The 16,688-nt window shown below is 33.6% G+C and carries 19 protein-coding genes and 5 pseudogenes; 5 read left to right on the plus strand and 19 right to left on the minus strand.

The features are described from left to right. The 5 genes and pseudogenes from A9G47_RS05440 to A9G47_RS05465 all read left to right on the plus strand — a co-directional run. Positions 1 to 1,508 (plus strand): L,D-transpeptidase (locus A9G47_RS05440; protein ID WP_141674818.1); only part of this gene is annotated, 1,508 nt, incomplete at its 5' end. After that, positions 1,505 to 2,725, plus strand: coding sequence for an SH3 domain-containing protein (locus tag A9G47_RS05445; RefSeq protein WP_065642375.1), 1,221 nt, complete (start codon positions 1,505 to 1,507; stop codon positions 2,723 to 2,725). The genes A9G47_RS05440 and A9G47_RS05445, both read left to right, overlap by 4 nt. A gap of 41 nt (positions 2,726 to 2,766) precedes the next feature. Further along, on the plus strand, positions 2,767 to 3,942 hold the full coding sequence (locus tag A9G47_RS05450) for a hypothetical protein (protein ID WP_065642376.1): 1,176 nt from the start codon (positions 2,767 to 2,769) through the stop codon (positions 3,940 to 3,942). A 141-nt stretch (positions 3,943 to 4,083) separates the two neighbouring features. After that, positions 4,084 to 4,764 (plus strand): hypothetical protein, encoded by a 681-nt coding sequence (locus A9G47_RS05455; protein WP_065642377.1) that lies wholly within the window; start codon positions 4,084 to 4,086, stop codon positions 4,762 to 4,764. A gap of 58 nt (positions 4,765 to 4,822) precedes the next feature. After that, positions 4,823 to 5,826: pseudogene (locus A9G47_RS05465) on the plus strand (IS3 family transposase). Between the two features lie 474 nt (positions 5,827 to 6,300). On the opposite strand, the gene A9G47_RS05470 reads toward A9G47_RS05465, so the two are convergent. From A9G47_RS05470 to A9G47_RS05535, 19 genes and pseudogenes are all read right to left on the minus strand, one after another. Then, positions 6,301 to 6,594: a hypothetical protein gene (locus A9G47_RS05470; protein WP_065642378.1), complete on the minus strand. Its 294-nt coding sequence runs from the start codon at positions 6,592 to 6,594 to the stop codon at positions 6,301 to 6,303. 391 nt (positions 6,595 to 6,985) lie between these two features. Next, positions 6,986 to 7,299: pseudogene (locus A9G47_RS14890) on the minus strand (RHS repeat domain-containing protein); the annotation flags it as partial. Positions 7,300 to 7,491: 192 nt separating this feature from the next. After that, on the minus strand, positions 7,492 to 7,830 hold the full coding sequence (locus tag A9G47_RS05480) for a hypothetical protein (RefSeq protein ID WP_065580222.1): 339 nt from the start codon (positions 7,828 to 7,830) through the stop codon (positions 7,492 to 7,494). A gap of 10 nt (positions 7,831 to 7,840) precedes the next feature. Beyond that, entirely contained in the window at positions 7,841 to 8,269 is a 429-nt protein-coding gene (locus A9G47_RS14895; protein WP_442903236.1) for a hypothetical protein, read from the minus strand. A gap of 42 nt (positions 8,270 to 8,311) precedes the next feature. Then, a pseudogene (locus tag A9G47_RS14900) lies at positions 8,312 to 8,563 on the minus strand (RHS repeat domain-containing protein); the annotation flags it as partial. A 257-nt stretch (positions 8,564 to 8,820) separates the two neighbouring features. Then, positions 8,821 to 9,246, minus strand: a complete 426-nt coding sequence (locus A9G47_RS13930) for a hypothetical protein (protein WP_141673581.1) — start codon at positions 9,244 to 9,246, stop codon at positions 8,821 to 8,823. A gap of 317 nt (positions 9,247 to 9,563) precedes the next feature. Beyond that, complete coding sequence (locus A9G47_RS05490) at positions 9,564 to 9,836, minus strand: immunity protein TriTu family protein (RefSeq protein ID WP_065567519.1); 273 nt, start codon at positions 9,834 to 9,836, stop codon at positions 9,564 to 9,566. Between the two features lie 130 nt (positions 9,837 to 9,966). Further along, positions 9,967 to 10,203, minus strand: a complete 237-nt coding sequence (locus A9G47_RS05495; protein WP_442903232.1) for a TreTu family toxin — start codon at positions 10,201 to 10,203, stop codon at positions 9,967 to 9,969. 165 nt (positions 10,204 to 10,368) lie between these two features. Next, positions 10,369 to 10,674: a hypothetical protein gene (locus A9G47_RS05500; RefSeq protein ID WP_065642380.1), complete on the minus strand. Its 306-nt coding sequence runs from the start codon at positions 10,672 to 10,674 to the stop codon at positions 10,369 to 10,371. A gap of 189 nt (positions 10,675 to 10,863) precedes the next feature. Next, a complete protein-coding gene (locus tag A9G47_RS13540) occupies positions 10,864 to 11,316 on the minus strand; it encodes a hypothetical protein (RefSeq protein ID WP_081303534.1) in 453 nt (150 codons plus the stop codon). Positions 11,317 to 11,441: 125 nt separating this feature from the next. Then, positions 11,442 to 11,645, minus strand: a complete 204-nt coding sequence (locus tag A9G47_RS14905; RefSeq protein WP_176700659.1) for a hypothetical protein — start codon at positions 11,643 to 11,645, stop codon at positions 11,442 to 11,444. A gap of 53 nt (positions 11,646 to 11,698) precedes the next feature. Then, a complete protein-coding gene (locus tag A9G47_RS05510; RefSeq protein ID WP_065642381.1) occupies positions 11,699 to 11,971 on the minus strand; it encodes an RHS domain-containing protein in 273 nt (90 codons plus the stop codon). Positions 11,972 to 12,076: 105 nt separating this feature from the next. After that, positions 12,077 to 12,466 (minus strand): Imm50 family immunity protein, encoded by a 390-nt coding sequence (locus tag A9G47_RS05515; RefSeq protein WP_065642382.1) that lies wholly within the window; start codon positions 12,464 to 12,466, stop codon positions 12,077 to 12,079. Positions 12,467 to 12,475: 9 nt separating this feature from the next. Further along, positions 12,476 to 12,577 (minus strand): annotated as a pseudogene (locus A9G47_RS14910) (HNH/endonuclease VII fold putative polymorphic toxin); the annotation flags it as partial. Between the two features lie 258 nt (positions 12,578 to 12,835). Continuing rightward, positions 12,836 to 13,020 (minus strand): annotated as a pseudogene (locus A9G47_RS14915) (RHS repeat-associated core domain-containing protein); the annotation flags it as partial. A 227-nt stretch (positions 13,021 to 13,247) separates the two neighbouring features. Beyond that, a complete protein-coding gene (locus A9G47_RS05520) occupies positions 13,248 to 13,916 on the minus strand; it encodes an SMI1/KNR4 family protein (RefSeq protein ID WP_065580226.1) in 669 nt (222 codons plus the stop codon). 559 nt (positions 13,917 to 14,475) lie between these two features. Then, positions 14,476 to 14,844, minus strand: coding sequence for a hypothetical protein (locus tag A9G47_RS05525; protein ID WP_065566454.1), 369 nt, complete (start codon positions 14,842 to 14,844; stop codon positions 14,476 to 14,478). Positions 14,845 to 15,582: 738 nt separating this feature from the next. Further along, positions 15,583 to 15,924 carry a hypothetical protein gene (locus A9G47_RS05530; RefSeq protein WP_065580227.1) on the minus strand — a complete coding sequence of 114 codons (342 nt, stop codon included), beginning with the start codon at positions 15,922 to 15,924 and terminating at the stop codon, positions 15,583 to 15,585. A 1-nt stretch (position 15,925) separates the two neighbouring features. Further along, entirely contained in the window at positions 15,926 to 16,315 is a 390-nt protein-coding gene (locus A9G47_RS05535) for a hypothetical protein (RefSeq protein WP_065580228.1), read from the minus strand. Between the last annotated feature and the right edge of the window lie 373 nt (positions 16,316 to 16,688).

Consider the following 16,688-nt stretch of genomic DNA (forward strand, 5'->3'; position numbering starts at 1 on the left):
AAGATGGTCAACTCAATTCAAGCGCAAGTTATTGGCATGATTTTCCGTTATCATTAGCGAACATCCCTACAGAGGAAGACAAAAATACGGTATTAAGCTCACGCACCCTATCGCTCAATGCATTAGCGCATGACGGCTTGATAGCGATAGATGAAGACAACACAACATGGGTAAAAGTGACAGCACTGGATAAGCAAAGCCTAATGATACACGGTTGGGTCAATATAAAAGACAATGCGCAAGCACATATCAAACGGTGTAGCCCATGGCACTGGCCTGGGTTTGAAACGATAGAAGAAAAAGCCTCGATAGGTGAATTATCTAACAAGATTGGCAAAAATAAAGTGGCGAAATTGGATTTAGAAGATTACACGCCAGCGATGCACGCATTACACCAAATTTTGACAGGAACACTGATATATTCAACACAACGAAAAAAAGGTCTACCGCCACCTACTTTTACAGAAAGGGATTTAAAGGAAGCGCTACGCAGAAGTTGGGCCGCAGAGCTGATAGGGCATTTACTGGTCAAATATGAAAGTGAATGGTATGCCGATGAAGCATTAAGCAAATGGAACGAAGTTGATGACTTGTTTGAAGAAGAAAGACAACAGAAAAAAGAGATGATTGAAGCAGGCTTAAACGAGCTCGGCATCACCCAACCTTACCTACGTGATTATGCCTTCAAGTTGGTGGACGAAGCGTTTAAATATATTCAAACTAATTGGAAAATAGAAAAAGAGCAACGCATTAAACCGTCACTGTGGTGGAAAGAAGTGGCACAGGCACAAGCTCAAAACCCAACCGCAAACACTGATGCCAATACCCCTAAACTGTCCAATCTATCCGCAGACGGCAAGGCATGGTTTATTCATCCCGTGGCGATGATAGATTATTTTAATGTTATTAAAACTAGAACAACATTTGATGAAAAATATATCCCAGAAGATAATGAGGTTTATATAAATGTCATTGTACCTTCGCACCGTGGATTAGAGGGGCCTTTAATTGTATTTGATAGAAGTGAAATTTATTTTAAAACTCATGCACTTTGTCTTGGGACTAGTACGAATCGTACAAAAGCAAGTGGAGATGGCGATACACCTACTGGTAGGACAAAGACAACATATTATCCAAATAGGCATAAAGGTGAATGGAGTTTTGGTAATTATGGATTTATTGAACTAATCGGAGATAGTGGTGAATTTTTAACTGCAACTAAAAATGGACGAGATGGAATAGGCATACATTCTGGGCATACTTCAGGGTATTATAGAAAATCTTTGGAAGATTTAGGTAATCTTATGAACACTCATGGGTGTATTCGGGTTTATAATGAAGCAATGAAAGAGTTAGGGGCTTTGTATACTAGGTTAAAAAGTGAAGGTAAAACAATATATTGTTACATAGAAGATTATGTTGGAGATATAAAAGATGTTTATGAATATTATGGTTTAGCTCCCGATCCTAAAGACACTGTAAGAAAAGGGAGAGTAAAAACACAATGATTCTAAATAAAATCCCCTGTTTTGTTTTTTTTGCTTTTTTTACGTTAATAGTTTCAGCTCAAACTGAAAAAGAAGAGTTAGATCAATTAATGCATATATGGGCAGAAAGAGATTTTGCCGAAGAAGTCAGTATAGTTTCTGACTTTTTGAAAAGCAAAGGTTATAAAATTCCTAGCGAAAAGAGCTTTAAACAAAGAAGTTTAGATTATTTTGGTATTGATGTGGATACAATAACATTTGATTGTCAATATATGATTAGTAAATATGATTATAGCTGTTTTACTAAGAATGGACGTTTTTTACTAACATACACAGAATCATTTCTGATGAGTGAATACAAAGGATTTGATGTTCCGCTTACTCCTAAGCAGGGTTTAGAGTTATTAAATAGCCCTAATAATGAGTATTCTCCTCATCTTATTGCTTATAATAAATTACTTTTTAATGATAATACTGATACTTTTGTAAAAAACTATTTTTTATCAAATCGGAAAAATTCGTTGCAAGAAGTTGTGATTTATTTCAATTATGAAAAAAATAGTTTGTTATATGAGGTTTCATTACCTGTATGGGATGACGATCTGAGAAATATGTGGCATTTCATTTTTTATAACAATTCACAAAAAGGGTATCGGAAACGTTTATTAAATGATTTGTATATACAATCGGGTGAACATGTTATTTCAATTTTATTAAAAGATTTGTCCGATAATTGGTATATTTACCCAACAGGAATTCCTATTTCAGAAAATAAAAAAATTACGATTACCTCAGCATCACAAGATAAAGCTTTATTGCATCTGATTAAATTACAAAGTCAGCATCAGAGCGAGGAAGCAAGTTTAACCGATAGCCAACGTAAAGCCTACCAATACCTGATTAATTTTTACGAAATAGATAATAAACTTGAATCAAGGCTTAAGGAAAATAATTTTTATAATATGGGGTTAAAAGTATCCGCTGAAGAACAAAAAGTCATTTCGGAAAGTAAAAACACACTAATAGAAAATCACTATATTACGAAATCAAATGATAATTATATTAATTTCCGCAGCCAACCAAATTCTAAAGCACCGATTATAAATAAATTATTAAATGATATAGATCTTATCAAAATTAATGTACAAGGTGAATGGTTATATGTCAAATTAAAGGACTCCCCCTCCATAAAGGGTTATGTTCATCTTAGTCAATTAGAATATAACGATAATAATTGAATGCATGTATCAATAAACATGATTAACTAGGTTAAATAATAATGATTAACAAAATAGGAAAGAAACTTATTATAGTTCTCGCTCTTTTTTCAATAAATGTGTTGGCTGATACAGAATCAGAGTTTGCATCAGCTAATTATTCAGATAAAACTATAAATATGATTTCAAAAATGCTTCAGCAAGAACATTATCAACTACTTAATTTAGAAGAATTTAAACAAAAAATTGATGATTATTTTGGTTCAGATACTGGCCTCAGCAAGAATAAAAATATTTGTCAAACATATACAGGTGAAGATAACTATTATGGCATAACAAATAATGGTAAATTTATTTATTCTTGTTTATTAACGAATTCATTTACGAATGGAATATTAGATAATTCAAATAATAAATATGTTCAACAGTTAGTTGCTTATAATAAACTACTTTTTAATGATGATGATTCTGCTAAAAAATATATATTAAATCATAAGTATGATTATTTACCTGAAATCGTGATTAACTTTAATTATGAAAATGATGCTTTACTCTATGAAACAGCTGTTGTGAATCCATATATTTCCGACGAGTATAAATGGCATTTTTTATTTTATAATAACGAATTAAAAGGGTACAGAAAGCGTTTTTTAAATGACATGCTATTGGATAAAGCTTATTTTCGTGGTTTATTGATATCTTTATTTGTTAATTGGAATGTTGAACATAAAGACATTGGTATACAAGGAAAAAAGGTAAGAATCCCACAATCTACTAAAGATAAAGTATTAATTCATCTAATTAAATATCGTAGTCAACTACAAAGTAATGGTGAAACTTTAGAACGTAGCCAACACTTAGCCTATCAATACTTGACGGATTTTTTTAACAAAGATAACCAGTTAAAAGAGAGATTGGAGAAGAATGAATATTATAACATGGGTATAACTGTTTTAGAGGATAAAAAAAAAGTAATTTCCTATAGTCATGATGAATTATTGGAAAATCACTATTATACAAAGTCTTCAGAAAAAGTTGTTAACTTATTAAATAAGCCAGATATAAAATCTTCTATTATCATGACACTACCGAATAAAACTGATGTGATCAAGTTATATTCGAAATTTATTGATAGAGAAAAAAAACAAGAATGGTTATATGTTGGTTTAGCTAATGATAGAACTACAACGGGGTATATACATCTTAGCCAATTAGAATTTAAGGATAAACATTTCTAATAAATTGTTGTAGTTATAGGCTAGCGATAGATATTAAAGCAATTTTAGGGGGGGATTTCCCCATGGCACTGGCCTGGGTTTGAAACGATAGAAGAAAAAGCCTCGATAAGTGAATTATCTAACAAGATTGGCAAAAATAAAGTGGCGAAATTGGATTTAGAAGATTACACGCCAGCGATGAAGGAATTACATCAAATCTTAACGGGAACTTTGCGTTATTCCAATCAGCGAAAAAAAACACACTTACCTTCTTTTACGGATAACTATTTAAAGGAAGGTCTACGCCGAAGTTGGGCCGCAGAGCTGATAGGGCGTTTACTGGTAAAATATGAAAGTGAATGGTATGCCGATGAAGCATTAAGTAAATGGAATGAGATAGATGAGCTGTTTGAAGAAGAAAAGCAACAAAAAAAAGAGTCTATTGAAGCGATATTAGATAAAATAGGCATAATCGAGCCCTATCATCGAGACTTTGTCATGAAAAAATTGGACGAAGCCCACGAGCATGTCAAAAACAACTGGCAATTGGAAAAAGAGCAACGCATTAAACCGTCACTGTGGTGGAAAGAAGTGGCACAGGCACAAGCTCAAAACCCAACCGCAAACACTGATGCCAATACGCCTAAACTGTCCAATCTATCCGCAGACGGCAAGGCATGGTTTATTCATCCGGTGGCGATGATGGATTATTTTAATATTAGAAATACTGAAATTATTTTCCCATTAAAAGTAAAACCAATAAACAATTTTGATATGCAATTTGGTAAAAACTTTAATTGGACTAAAAATAATAATCAAACAGCATTTGTAACTATCCCCTAAAATAGTACAGCCAAAAAGTAGAAAATTCTCTATGATAAAAGTAAAAGAGGATTTAATTATGAAAAAAATGACTGAACATCAAATCATCGCTATTTTAAAAGAAGCTGAAGCGGGTATTCCCGTTAAAGAGCTGTGCCGTAAATAGGGCATGGGTAATTCAACTTTCTATAAATGGCGGGAAAAATAGGGCGGAATGGAAACGCCGGATATCAAACGATTAAAGGAGCTAGAGGCTGAAAACCGCAAGCTTAAGCAGATGTTTGCCGAACTGAGCTTAAAATCCCAGCTTCAGGAAGAAATCATAAAAAAGCTTTAGTGCCAACTGAGGCACGTAAAACGTGGGCACAGCAACTACAACAAAATCATTCAGTTACTATTGCTATGAGCTGTGCCATTGTTGGCTTAAGCCGTTGTGCTTACTATTATCAATCTAAGTTACAGGATGATTCGGTGATTGTTTCGGTGTTGAATGCTATCACAGACCGGCATTTACGCTGGGGCTTTCCTAAATGTTTTAATCGTATCAGAAAGCTCGGCTATCAATGGAATCATAAACGGGTATATCGGGTGTATTGTGAGCTAAAGCTTAATCTTAAAACAAAACGAAAACAACGAATTCCACCTCGGGCGCCAGAAAAGTTATCGGTTCCCAATAAACAAGGCGAATGTTGGTCAATGGATTGTATGAGTGATAGTCGTTGCAATCAACGTCGCTTTAGAACATTCAATGTCATCGATGACTTTAATCGTGAGGCGTTAAGAATTGATATTGCAGTTATTTTACCTGCAGGAGGGTTATCCGTTATCTAGATAAACTGGGCTAAATCACATGATATAGCCATTGATTATATCCAGTCCGGTAGCCCATATCAAAATGGCTATATTGAACGATTTAATCATACCTATCACACTGAGGTACTCGATTTATATCTATTTAATAATCTAGAACAAGCAAGAAAGGTAACCGAAGAATGGCTAACCATTTATAACACCGAAAGACCGCATGAGGCATTAAATAACATGACACCGATTGAGTATAAAACACTAAAACAAGCAGCGTGATTTTCTACGTGAGTTATGTACTAAGTTTGGGGTATTTACACAGCCCAGTTTTTCTGTCTAAATATTGTCCCTGATGTCTGAGGTTTTGTTCTACTGAGTCGTGTTCGATTTCATGAATCCGTTTACCCCAGAGCGGATAGCTACATTCCCAGATGATGTCACCGTTTGCTACGGTAAGCTCTTCTGGTGCACCGTTTAGAACGGTGTAGGAGTACATAACTTTTTCGGAGCATTACCTCTTTTATCTATGCGTGCCAGTAGTTGGTAGCTGCTTTGGTCGGTATAGATATACAGCCTGCTGTGCTGATTCGAGCTGGTTTTCTGATCATTTTTTAGCCGAACCATAGAAAGCGGGCACGATTGTAGGGGTTGCCTGCATTGTTTAGTTGATGTTTTTCAACACGTACTTCGCTCAAGCGGTAGTTGGCGTTGTAGTGGTAGTGCCACTAATCATCCTGATTTAATTTCAGTTTTTTAACTTAGAAATATTTTTTCAATATATTCGCTTAATTTTGAATTAATATTACTTATATACTTCATGTCTTCATAAGAGCCAAATTTTAAAGCGCCCTCTAAATTGTCATGCAGGACTAAAAGATTATATGCCAATTCCTTTGAAATAAGATCTTTTTCTTTATAATGAGTTACCATTTCATCCAGTGAAGTATAGAGATCATTAATTGTTTTTTCATCTAACTTATCTTGTAATCTAATTTTTTCAATTACACTGATAATCTTTTCATGAACATCAGAATTTATAATTTTCATAAAATACCTAATTAATTATTTTTATTGCATTTGTTGGTATAGGGCAGTCAAATAGTGCTTCTCAAGCACCTTTAGTTAATCGTCTTTAAATTGATTACTTAAAAGGTCAAGACCTTTAGTAAAAGATATATCAATTGTTCCACCCAAAATTTTACTTAAGTCTATTTCAACTATTCTAGTTCCAATTTTATTAGCCCATTTTTCAGCAATACTTAAATCTTTGGTTGCAGATATAAACTGAGATGGAGAACGACATCTCTGATGTTACATGTCCTACAACTGTTTCTATATTATTAGGGTTTAGTGAAAACAATCCAGAAGATATGTTTTTGCCTTGTCTAATAACTGTATAGACTTTGCCACTTTTTATACGATCGAACTCACTTACTTTAGCACATGGTGCTAATCCTAATGGATCAATCAAAGTTAACCCATTAGGCGCATACTGATAAAGATTAAACTCGCCCAGCAGCCCAATCGGATCCGGCTGGGTAAATTTACCTATATCCGGATGATAGTACCTGAAAGTATTGTAATGTAAGCCAGTTTCTCTGTCTAAATATTGTCCCTGATATCTGAGGTTCTGTTGTATCGGGATGTGTTCGATTTCATGAATTCGCTTACCCATAACTGAAAGCTGCAGTCCCACAGTATTTTACCGTTTGCATCGGTGAGCTCTTCTGGACAGCCATTCAGGTCGGTGTGGGAAGTAGCGGATATGTTGTTCATGGTTGCCGTCTATGCCTATTGCGCTAGTGGTTCGTAGCTGTTCTAGTTAGTATATATGAAAAATTCAATTATCCTTGCCAAAATAAATATTAGACAGTATTTAATTCTATCACTCTAGTTGATTTTTCTATTTAAAATTTAAATAATTGTTCATTTTTATATTTCCTTTTATTTATATGGTGACATCAATTTATTAACATCTTCAACAGATAAGCTAAAGGAATCTATGATATTAATGTTTATATTCATATTTAGTTGGTCATTTATTCGGTTCAACCAATGATAAAAATCAATAAAGATATTCTCATTCTCTTTTGTTAACTCCATAAAACCAGAGTCTGTATGAGATAGCTCTAATGAATCTAAGATAAATCGAAAAATATCTTTATTTTGGATTAAATCATCAGTTTTAATGATCATTAATTCTTTAATTATTAATATTTCTTCTGATATACCCATTATGGTTGGGAGGGATAAAACTCTATCCTTTATTTTTTGTAAATTCATATTAATTACCTTAATAAAATGATCCGTTAAGGGGAATATGTGCACTGTTAGGATCTGATTTGAATGTTCCCCATATCCCATCAGTTCTATAATTTTGCCCATTTATAGTATTTTTAATACTAGCCGTTGGGCCATTTGCTGAGTTAGCTGTTGGCCATTTTGCTTTTGTAGTAGGATCTATGCCATTTCCATGTCCATGTACTTGGTACCCTTGACCTTCATATCTAAACTCTCCACTCGGGAAACGCTTAGGATCTGCATGCCAAGTATTTGGTATTCCTCTTTGTGTGGCCCATGCATCTATGTCTGCTTTATTTACCTTCCCATATCTAGCTAATTCTGATGGATCAGTTGGGCGTTTGGTAAAACGTCCTGTTTCATTATTACGCCAACGATTCGACTTACTATTAAAACTACAGCTCAAACCAAACGGATCCACCCGAATCAACCCACTAGGCGCATACTGATACAGATTAAACCAGCCCAACAACCCAATCGGATCCGGCTGAGTAAATCTACCTATATCTGGATCATAATACCTGAAAGTATTGTAATGTAAGCCGGTTTCTCTGTCTAAATATTGTCCCTGATATCTGAGGTTATGTTGTATTGATATGTGTTCGATTTCCTGAATCCGTTTACCCCAGAGCTGAAAACTGCATTCCCAGACGATGTCACCGCTTGCTACGATAAGCTCTTCTGATGCACCGTTCAGATCGGTATGGAAGTTCATGACTATTTCGGGGGCATTACCCCTTTTTATCTATGTGCGCCAGTGGTTCGTAGTTGTTCTGGCCGGTGTAGATATACAACCTGCTGTGCTGATTCGGACTGGTTTTTTGAATTATTTTTAACACGTCCCACAGGAAGCGGGTACGGTTGTAGGGGTGCCTGCGTTGTCTAGCTGATGTTTTTCGATACGCCGGCCAAGGGCGTCGTAGACTCCGCCGTAACGCTGGCTGCGGTCTGTTTGTTCAATGCGTACTTCGCTCAGGGGGTAGTCGTCGTAGTGGTGGTGCTGGGGGCACCGATGGTTTGTTTGTTATGGGGTTGACCGTGCTCATCGTAGCGGTAGTGGTGTCCTCTGAAATTCAGGATCTGGTTACAGCAGATGACGTTCTGATTACTAGGGTCTAATTCTATTGGTCGTCTGTGATCTAATAGGTTGGTGGTGGCATCGTATTGCGGGATTTTCCTGTATCTGTGGTTGCGACAGCCTTCAATTCTGCCGGTGCGATCATAGTAGTAATCGGCCTGTCTGTGCTTGCTGTATTTTTTGTTTACCAGTCGGTCGAGGTTGTCGTACTGGTAGCTGCGTTTGATGTGGATATCAGGAAGAATCGAATTTTGATTACGCCGAATCTGCTTGTGTTGCAGGGCGGCTGTAATAATTATATTTTTTAAAATAGTTTGCAAGATTAATTCAATTAAAAAGCCTGTGCAATAAGGCTAAGATTTGTGTGGCAGGCAAAGCTTACCAACTATTTGCATGTTAATATTAAAGCTTAAATGCGTCTATATATTTAAGCCCGTTATAATTTTCTTTATAAGGTTTTTTTAACACTACTTCTCTTGCTTCATACCAAACTAAGGCATTGGTTTTGCTTAGTTGATGACATTTGAGCGAGATTAAATTATCAATGAGTTCTCCTATATCAATCTATTTTTTCAATAGTTTATAATATTCAGTCAAATCTTTAATAATATAAATGTATAAAAATATATTTTTTATTTTAATCTTTTATAGTTAAATAATCTGAAAAAATTCTAAATATAGATAGTAATTCATTAAATGAAGTAAATTCTTCCCTTTTATTAATTTTATATTGATCAGTATTTAAATCTATTATTTCGGACATGCAACTTAGATTATCCCAAATAGTAAATCGGGCAATATAAATATCATTTTCAAAATCAATAACGATACTTTCTGATAAATCATTTTTATGATAAACATAAGAATAGTTAGTATGTTGGGATATCCAAAATTTAAATTTATTTAACATATTGATTGTATTTTCCTTTAATTTTTTCTACTTTAACACGAATGTTATTTGCTTTAGGCACCTCAGAGACAGGAACTCCCTTACGTTGTGCAAAGCGACTTTCTAAAGAATTTGGCTCTACTATTTTTGCTTATTCTTGATTTGTGGGAATTATAAATTTTTTAGGAATATTAAATTCAACATATAAAGTTCCATTTTTTGCTTGTTTATCAAAAGCCTTAACATCTGCTAGGTAAGCCATGTGAGTAGTTGTCCCTGTTATGTTTTGTATTGTTTTATCGCTATCTATTATTTCTTGATATTCTGCTGCTGCCATCCAGTTGCCAACTGTAACTAATGATAGTTGCCACGGAACAATCCAAATCAACCCATTAGGCGCATACTGATACAGATTAAATTTTCCCGAGTAATTTAATGCTTAGAGTAAAATTTGAACTCCTAAGATTAAAAAAATGTTCGAGCGTTATAAGTATTAGAGATTTTTCAAATAAATAACCTTTACATTGAGGATTTATTACAATTTAGAGGCTATTTATTCATAGTTCTTTTTATTAATAGTTCTTTTTATTAATAGCTGAATCCATGGATTTCCATTTTCTAATAATTGCTTATCTACTGAAAAATCGGCACTCGATTCAATAAGATGTAATAGTGACCAAGCTAATCCATAACTTTCATTATTACCAAAAAAGGTAATTAGTTTAGTTGCTTCTTCATTTGATAAAGGTGGTTGAATGTTATGTAAAATATTTTGATATTTTTGAATAAAGTCAATGTCATAACTCTCCTCTGAAGGCAAAGACCCCATTTTAATAAGTTCATTAAAAGATTGCCTCATAGAATCTCCAAATCATTTTTTCATTAATTCTGGATAGTTTGGTATAGCTAGTAATGGCACGCCAAACTATTTCCCGTTGTTCATTAGTGAGCTCAATTGGCAAAATATTGGTTAAAGTCGCTTAAATATAATCTGAATTTAAAAACAAAAAAATCCGAAAAAATATAGAAGATCTTTCCAGCTTTTTTATTAAAGTAATGCATATATTTTCTTTAACTGTTCACAATATTTTTTACTATAAGGTATTTTGATTTTTTTTAGATAATTAATCAGGTTACCTGCATCGCTAGTAATTAAATAATATTCTAATAAATGAATAATAAGAAAATCTTCATAGGGATCATCCACTGAAATAGTGACATCTTTCTCATCATTTCCTTCTTGTTCATCTGGTTCATCTTGAAGGACGACTAACTTAATTGCTATATACTTCAAAAAAGAAGTAAGACTATTCGACAATATGTTTTCTAAATCAGATAAAGTAGCGCCAGATAAATGGATTTTATTTGCATCATATTCGAACAATACCGATGGCAATTCTTCTCCGTTTGTCGTAATTTTATATTTTTGTTGCAATTTATTTAATGCTGTTTTATATAATGCACTATTTATAAAATCTTGAATTTCATTGATATTTACCATTAATTAATATCCTTTATTATATTTATAACATCATAATCAGTATGTTTATACGGAGCAACTGCTTCATGCTCCCACGGAGTTAATTTTGCAAGATTGTCATGATTATGAACATTGTCACCCCCAACCTATTGTAAAATATCTTTATGGCGCAATTCTATCTGTACATCTTTTGGTTTCCTTTTTGCCGGATTTTCTATTATTACTTCAAGTTGTAATTTGGGTGCTTTACCCTCCTTTATTAATTTAATATTATTTTTCGAATACATACTAGGATTATTTTTAGCTTCATTTTTCCAAAATTTCTTTCTTGGTGCACGCCAACAACTCAATTCTCACGGAGCATAGTATCTGAACGTATTGTAATGTAAGCTGGTTTTTCTGTCTAAATATTGCCTTGATATCTGAGATTCTGCTCTATGGGCTCGGGTTTGATTGCCTGAATGTGCTTTCCCCATAACTGAAAGCTATATTCCCAGAGCAATTCGCCGTTTGTATCGGTTAGCTCTTCCTGACAGGCATTTAGGTCGGTGTGGTAATAGCGGATATGCTGTTCTTGGTTGCCGTTTGTGCCTATCCATACCAGTGGTTCGTAGCTGTTTGGGTCGGTATAGATATACAGGCTACAGTGCTGATTCGGGCTAGTTTCCTGAATCATTGTTAAGTTGTTCCACAGGAAGTGGGTACGCTTGTAGGGGGCCTGCGAGGTCTAGCGGATGTTTTCGATGCACCGACTTAATGAAAATTTATTTCATCTTTATTTTTAATCCCATCTTTCATCTATATAGGGAGTTATACTTTCTATAATTAAAAACTTTGATTTACAGTAAAGCTGTAATTTATCATGTTTAACGGTTATTTCAGAATAATCAGTAAAAGAAGTGATCGTTGGTGAACAGAAAAAACCAACTCTTGAACCAGACATATTTAACTGAACTATCTCATTAAAAGTAATAATTAAACTTAATGCATTAAATTCAACTTTATCCCATTTTTTAGGGTAAATTTTGGGAATTTCTTTGCAAGTTAAATGGCATTTCACCTCAGAATAGCTTTCAAATGAAACACTATTTAATTCAATAGATTGAAAGTTAAATTCATTATTAAACATAAATTGAATTTTTTCTCTGCCTAACGCGTTTTTAAACCACATATCCATTCCTTAAGGGAAATTATAATGACCATAAGTTCCAGAAACATGATCAGTATTCAGGTTATTTGAAAGTCTAACATTAAAGTGTGGCTCAGCACCATGATCTGATTCTGCTTTAGTGTGCTAAAGACTATAATATTGAATAAAATTGATTTTTTGTTTTTATCAATAAATTCATATTGCCGAGTCTTTATTGGTTGATCGTTTCTAGCGATCATAGTATTGCCATGACATCTCGTAAAGATAGTCGTGTAATGGCTCTAGGCTATTGATTCATCGGTATACCTGCATTGTGCTTAACCTGTCTAAATGGATCTCTTCGACTTTTACTATCATACGATGTTTTCTTATTTTTTACCCCACATGCTTTTAAACCAAATGGATCAATCAAGCCAACCCATTAGGCGCATACTGATACAAATTCAAGCCACCCAGCAATCCTATCGGGTCAGGTTGAGTAAATCTACCTATATCCGGATCATAATACCTGAAAGTATTTTAATGCAGTCCAGTTTTTCGTCTAAATATTGTTCCTGATATCCGAGGTTTTGCTCTATTGATTGGAGCTCAATTTACTGAATCTTCTTTCTCCATAACTGAAAGCTACATTCTCAGAATAATTCGCCGTTTGCATCAGTTATCCCTTCCGGACAGCCAAATATATAAAATTTAATAGAATCTAAAATAATTAATAGATTCCATTCAACTAAAAAATTATTCCATTGAAATCATTATATATTTCTTTGGAAGATACTGTTTCGGTTTTTAACTAACGCTATTTTTACAAAAGTCCTTCTTCTTTAAATTTAGCGAGTACTTCGCGCCCTTTTTCAGATAACTCCAATTTTTTTAAATAAATTTTGAGTCTATTTTCTGACGCCGTAAAAAAAAACTTTGAATATTTGAGCATTGACGGTAATGCTTCATCTGGGAAAGGAATGTTAGGATTATTATATTCATCTTCATCAGGATCATAATCATCCTCAACTTCACTTTTAATAATCATTGATAAAAAGGCATCAAACGAATTTGCAACAAACTTCAGATTAGTATTTTGTTCTAGATAACCATTTTTTACAGACATGTCAAAATAGAGATCATTCACTTCATGATCCCAATAATAGACTTCACCATTTGGGCTTAAGCAAAGCAAATCGCCGTAATTAAGTGTTGCTACGGCAAAATAATCCTCAGGTATCCTATTTAAATAGCCATCGTTGGTAGCCAATAAATCTTCTCTATCTTCCTTTGAAAAACCCAAAATGACCTCTAAGGGCAATGACTCGCCCTCACAATCAATACAGTAGTCAATATTGGCTTCATTATCAAAAACAACAACATTATATTTTTTCAAAAAATCAATATAAGAATTGTTTGAATCTATTTTTAACTTTAACTTTGAAATGCGTTTATCAATGTTTTTGGGAACATTATATTTTGATTTAAACATTCTAACTCCTAAATATTACCATGTATAAGAACGGATGCACTGCCAGTGTGAGGAAAACTGTTATGCAAATCTGCATCCAGAATAATCATATAATCTTTATCAACATGATGCCAAACCTTTTCAGGAAGGGCCTTGTCACCAGAATAGCCAATTTGTTTATTTGCTATCCTATTATCATGTTTTCGATTGCCATTAAACTTGTTTGATTTTGCATATTGTTCCTTATATGGACTAAAATCTGGAATGCCGTCTTTACTATATGTTACTTAAGCCGTCCTACAGGAAGCGAGTATTGTTGTAGGGGGCGCTGTCTAGCTGATATTTTTCTATACGCTGGCTTAAGGCATCGTAGATGTAGTCGTAACGCTAACTGTCGCTAACAATTATTTGGTCTTACAATAAGCCTACTGTGATATATTTTCCCGCCTCTATTTATCATAATAAATGTACTGTTCCATTGTTAGTTTATGTGCCAGTTGACTCGTTTTACCCCATTTATAGTCTGCCTTTTGCTCTAGATCGTATAGCTATAGCACAAAATATTGCTAATATATAATGCTTATTTATATTTACTAAATTTTTCTATCCAGCCTTTTTTTGTGACCAGTTCACCAGATAAACTATCACTGATATCAAGAATGTTTTTTTCATTTTTACCATTTTGAGATATTAATAATTTTATATTTTCTTCATTTTGTTCTAGCATATTTAATGTATTGTAAATAACACTATCAATAGCAGTCAAAACAACTTTTTTTAAAATTTCAATCTGGTTTTTGTCAAATGTTTTTAATTCATTATTTAATTTAACCGTATTTTCAGATTTCATTTTACCTTGAACCATTGCTTCAAATTCAAAAATGGCTTGATCTCTAACACTACAAATGATCTTTTGACCAAAAATATCAAGTAATTCTTTATCTAACATATTAATATTCTCCAGTTTAATTCCAAGGGATATTTCATGGGGAAGTGACACCTTGAGAGCTTACATTCCATAAAGATTGGGCAACAAGATTTTTTGCTTGTTGATGAGTAACTTCACCTGCTTTCAAAGCACTTACATCAATTCTCGTGTGCTCTGCCAAGGTATTTGGTTGACCACTATTAAAAAGTTCTTCTATTGACCGTCTGAGGTCTAACAGGTTGGAGGGATCATCATATTGCAGGGTTTCTCAGTATCTTTGGTTACTGTAGCTTTCAATTCTGCCGGTGCGATCATAGTGGTAATCGATTTGCCCGTGTTTACTTTGTTTTTGCTTAATAGACGGTCGAGGTTGCCGTATTGGTTTCTGTGTTCGATGAGGATGTCGGGTAGGTGAAATTCTGATTACGCCGTATCTGTTTATGTTGCAGGCACTGTAATGATTATATTCTTAAAGTAGTTCGCTAGATTAATTCAATTAAAAAGCCTGAGAGGTAAGACTCAGACTTTTGTTGCAGATTATTGCAAAGCTTACCAACTATCTGCATGTTGATATTAAAACTTAAGTACGCCTATATATTATGAAGTATTTAATATTTACCGTCAGCATTCATTAAAGGATCTTGATAAATTTAATGTTCGAATTAATTTTCTTAACCATTGAAGCATTAAACCAGAGGATTTTTTTACTTTTGGGCTGTACTATTTTTGGAAATCGTGACAGCTAACATGATATTTTATTTAAACATCTTTACTTGAAGAGAAAGGATGTAAACATGCTTTAAATAATTCTAATATCAATTTTTCATCTGCTTTGTTTAGCGTTTCATCCTGATCTTTTTGTATTTTTTTACGGATAAATTGCTCATTAGTCACATTTTCCTGTTTATAAAAATATTTAGATTCTGCTTTAAAATCATCAATTTCCAATAATTTATCAAAGATATTGTTAATTAGTGGGCTACCTGCATATAATAGCGATTCTGCTTCTTTACATGAAAATTTAATGTACATAATCAGTTTTTTCAATGCGTTGATTTCGCTTTGTTTTAAAACTAAACATTTTTCTGTAGTATTACTCATGTTAATAACAACCTCTAGCTTTTAGTTGATTTTGCATCATGTTAAGTCTTTTATCATAGTTTAGGCTATTAAATCTTTCATAAGGGTTTTTATCTATATGAATTATTTGAGAGCGTTCTAATTTAATTTTACCTGTATGATAATATTCTAATTCTGATGACTTTTTTATATTAGTCATGTAAACCTTAGCTTTTACATGCTTTTCTATTATACCAGTATTTTGAATTCCTTCTAATCTTGCTAGATTGGTATAATATATAAATACATTTTCACCGCTTAGTCCTAAAGGATCAATCCAATTCAACCCATTAGGCACATACCGAGATTGTAGGGATTGCTTGCGTTGTCTCGCTGAAGTTTTTCGATACGCCAGCCAAGGCGTCGTAGACATAGCCGTAACGCTGGCTGCGGTTTAGTGGTTTTATACATACTCCGCTTAGGCGATGTGCGGCATCGTTGTAGTAGCGTTGGATGCTGATGGCGGTTTGTTTTTTTTGCTTACCCACAGGGCATCAGTAAAGCAATTTACACCAAAATATCAGAGAATAAATTAACAGCGTAATACGCGACGTCATCAAAAAAGTATAAAGTCTTCTCGGCTGATGATTTGGTAAAGAAAGTAATTTATTTAGCAATATAAATTAGTATGAAGAAGATAAACAGATATTGACTTGCAACTGGAAAGCATAATGAACCGCTTTATGACAGAATTTGGTGACAGAATTAACGGTTATCTGTAAAAGAGAAATACACAAAAAATTAAG

Source organism: Gilliamella sp. WF3-4, assembly GCF_001690275.1.
Lineage (GTDB): Bacteria > Pseudomonadota > Gammaproteobacteria > Enterobacterales > Orbaceae > Gilliamella > Gilliamella apicola_C.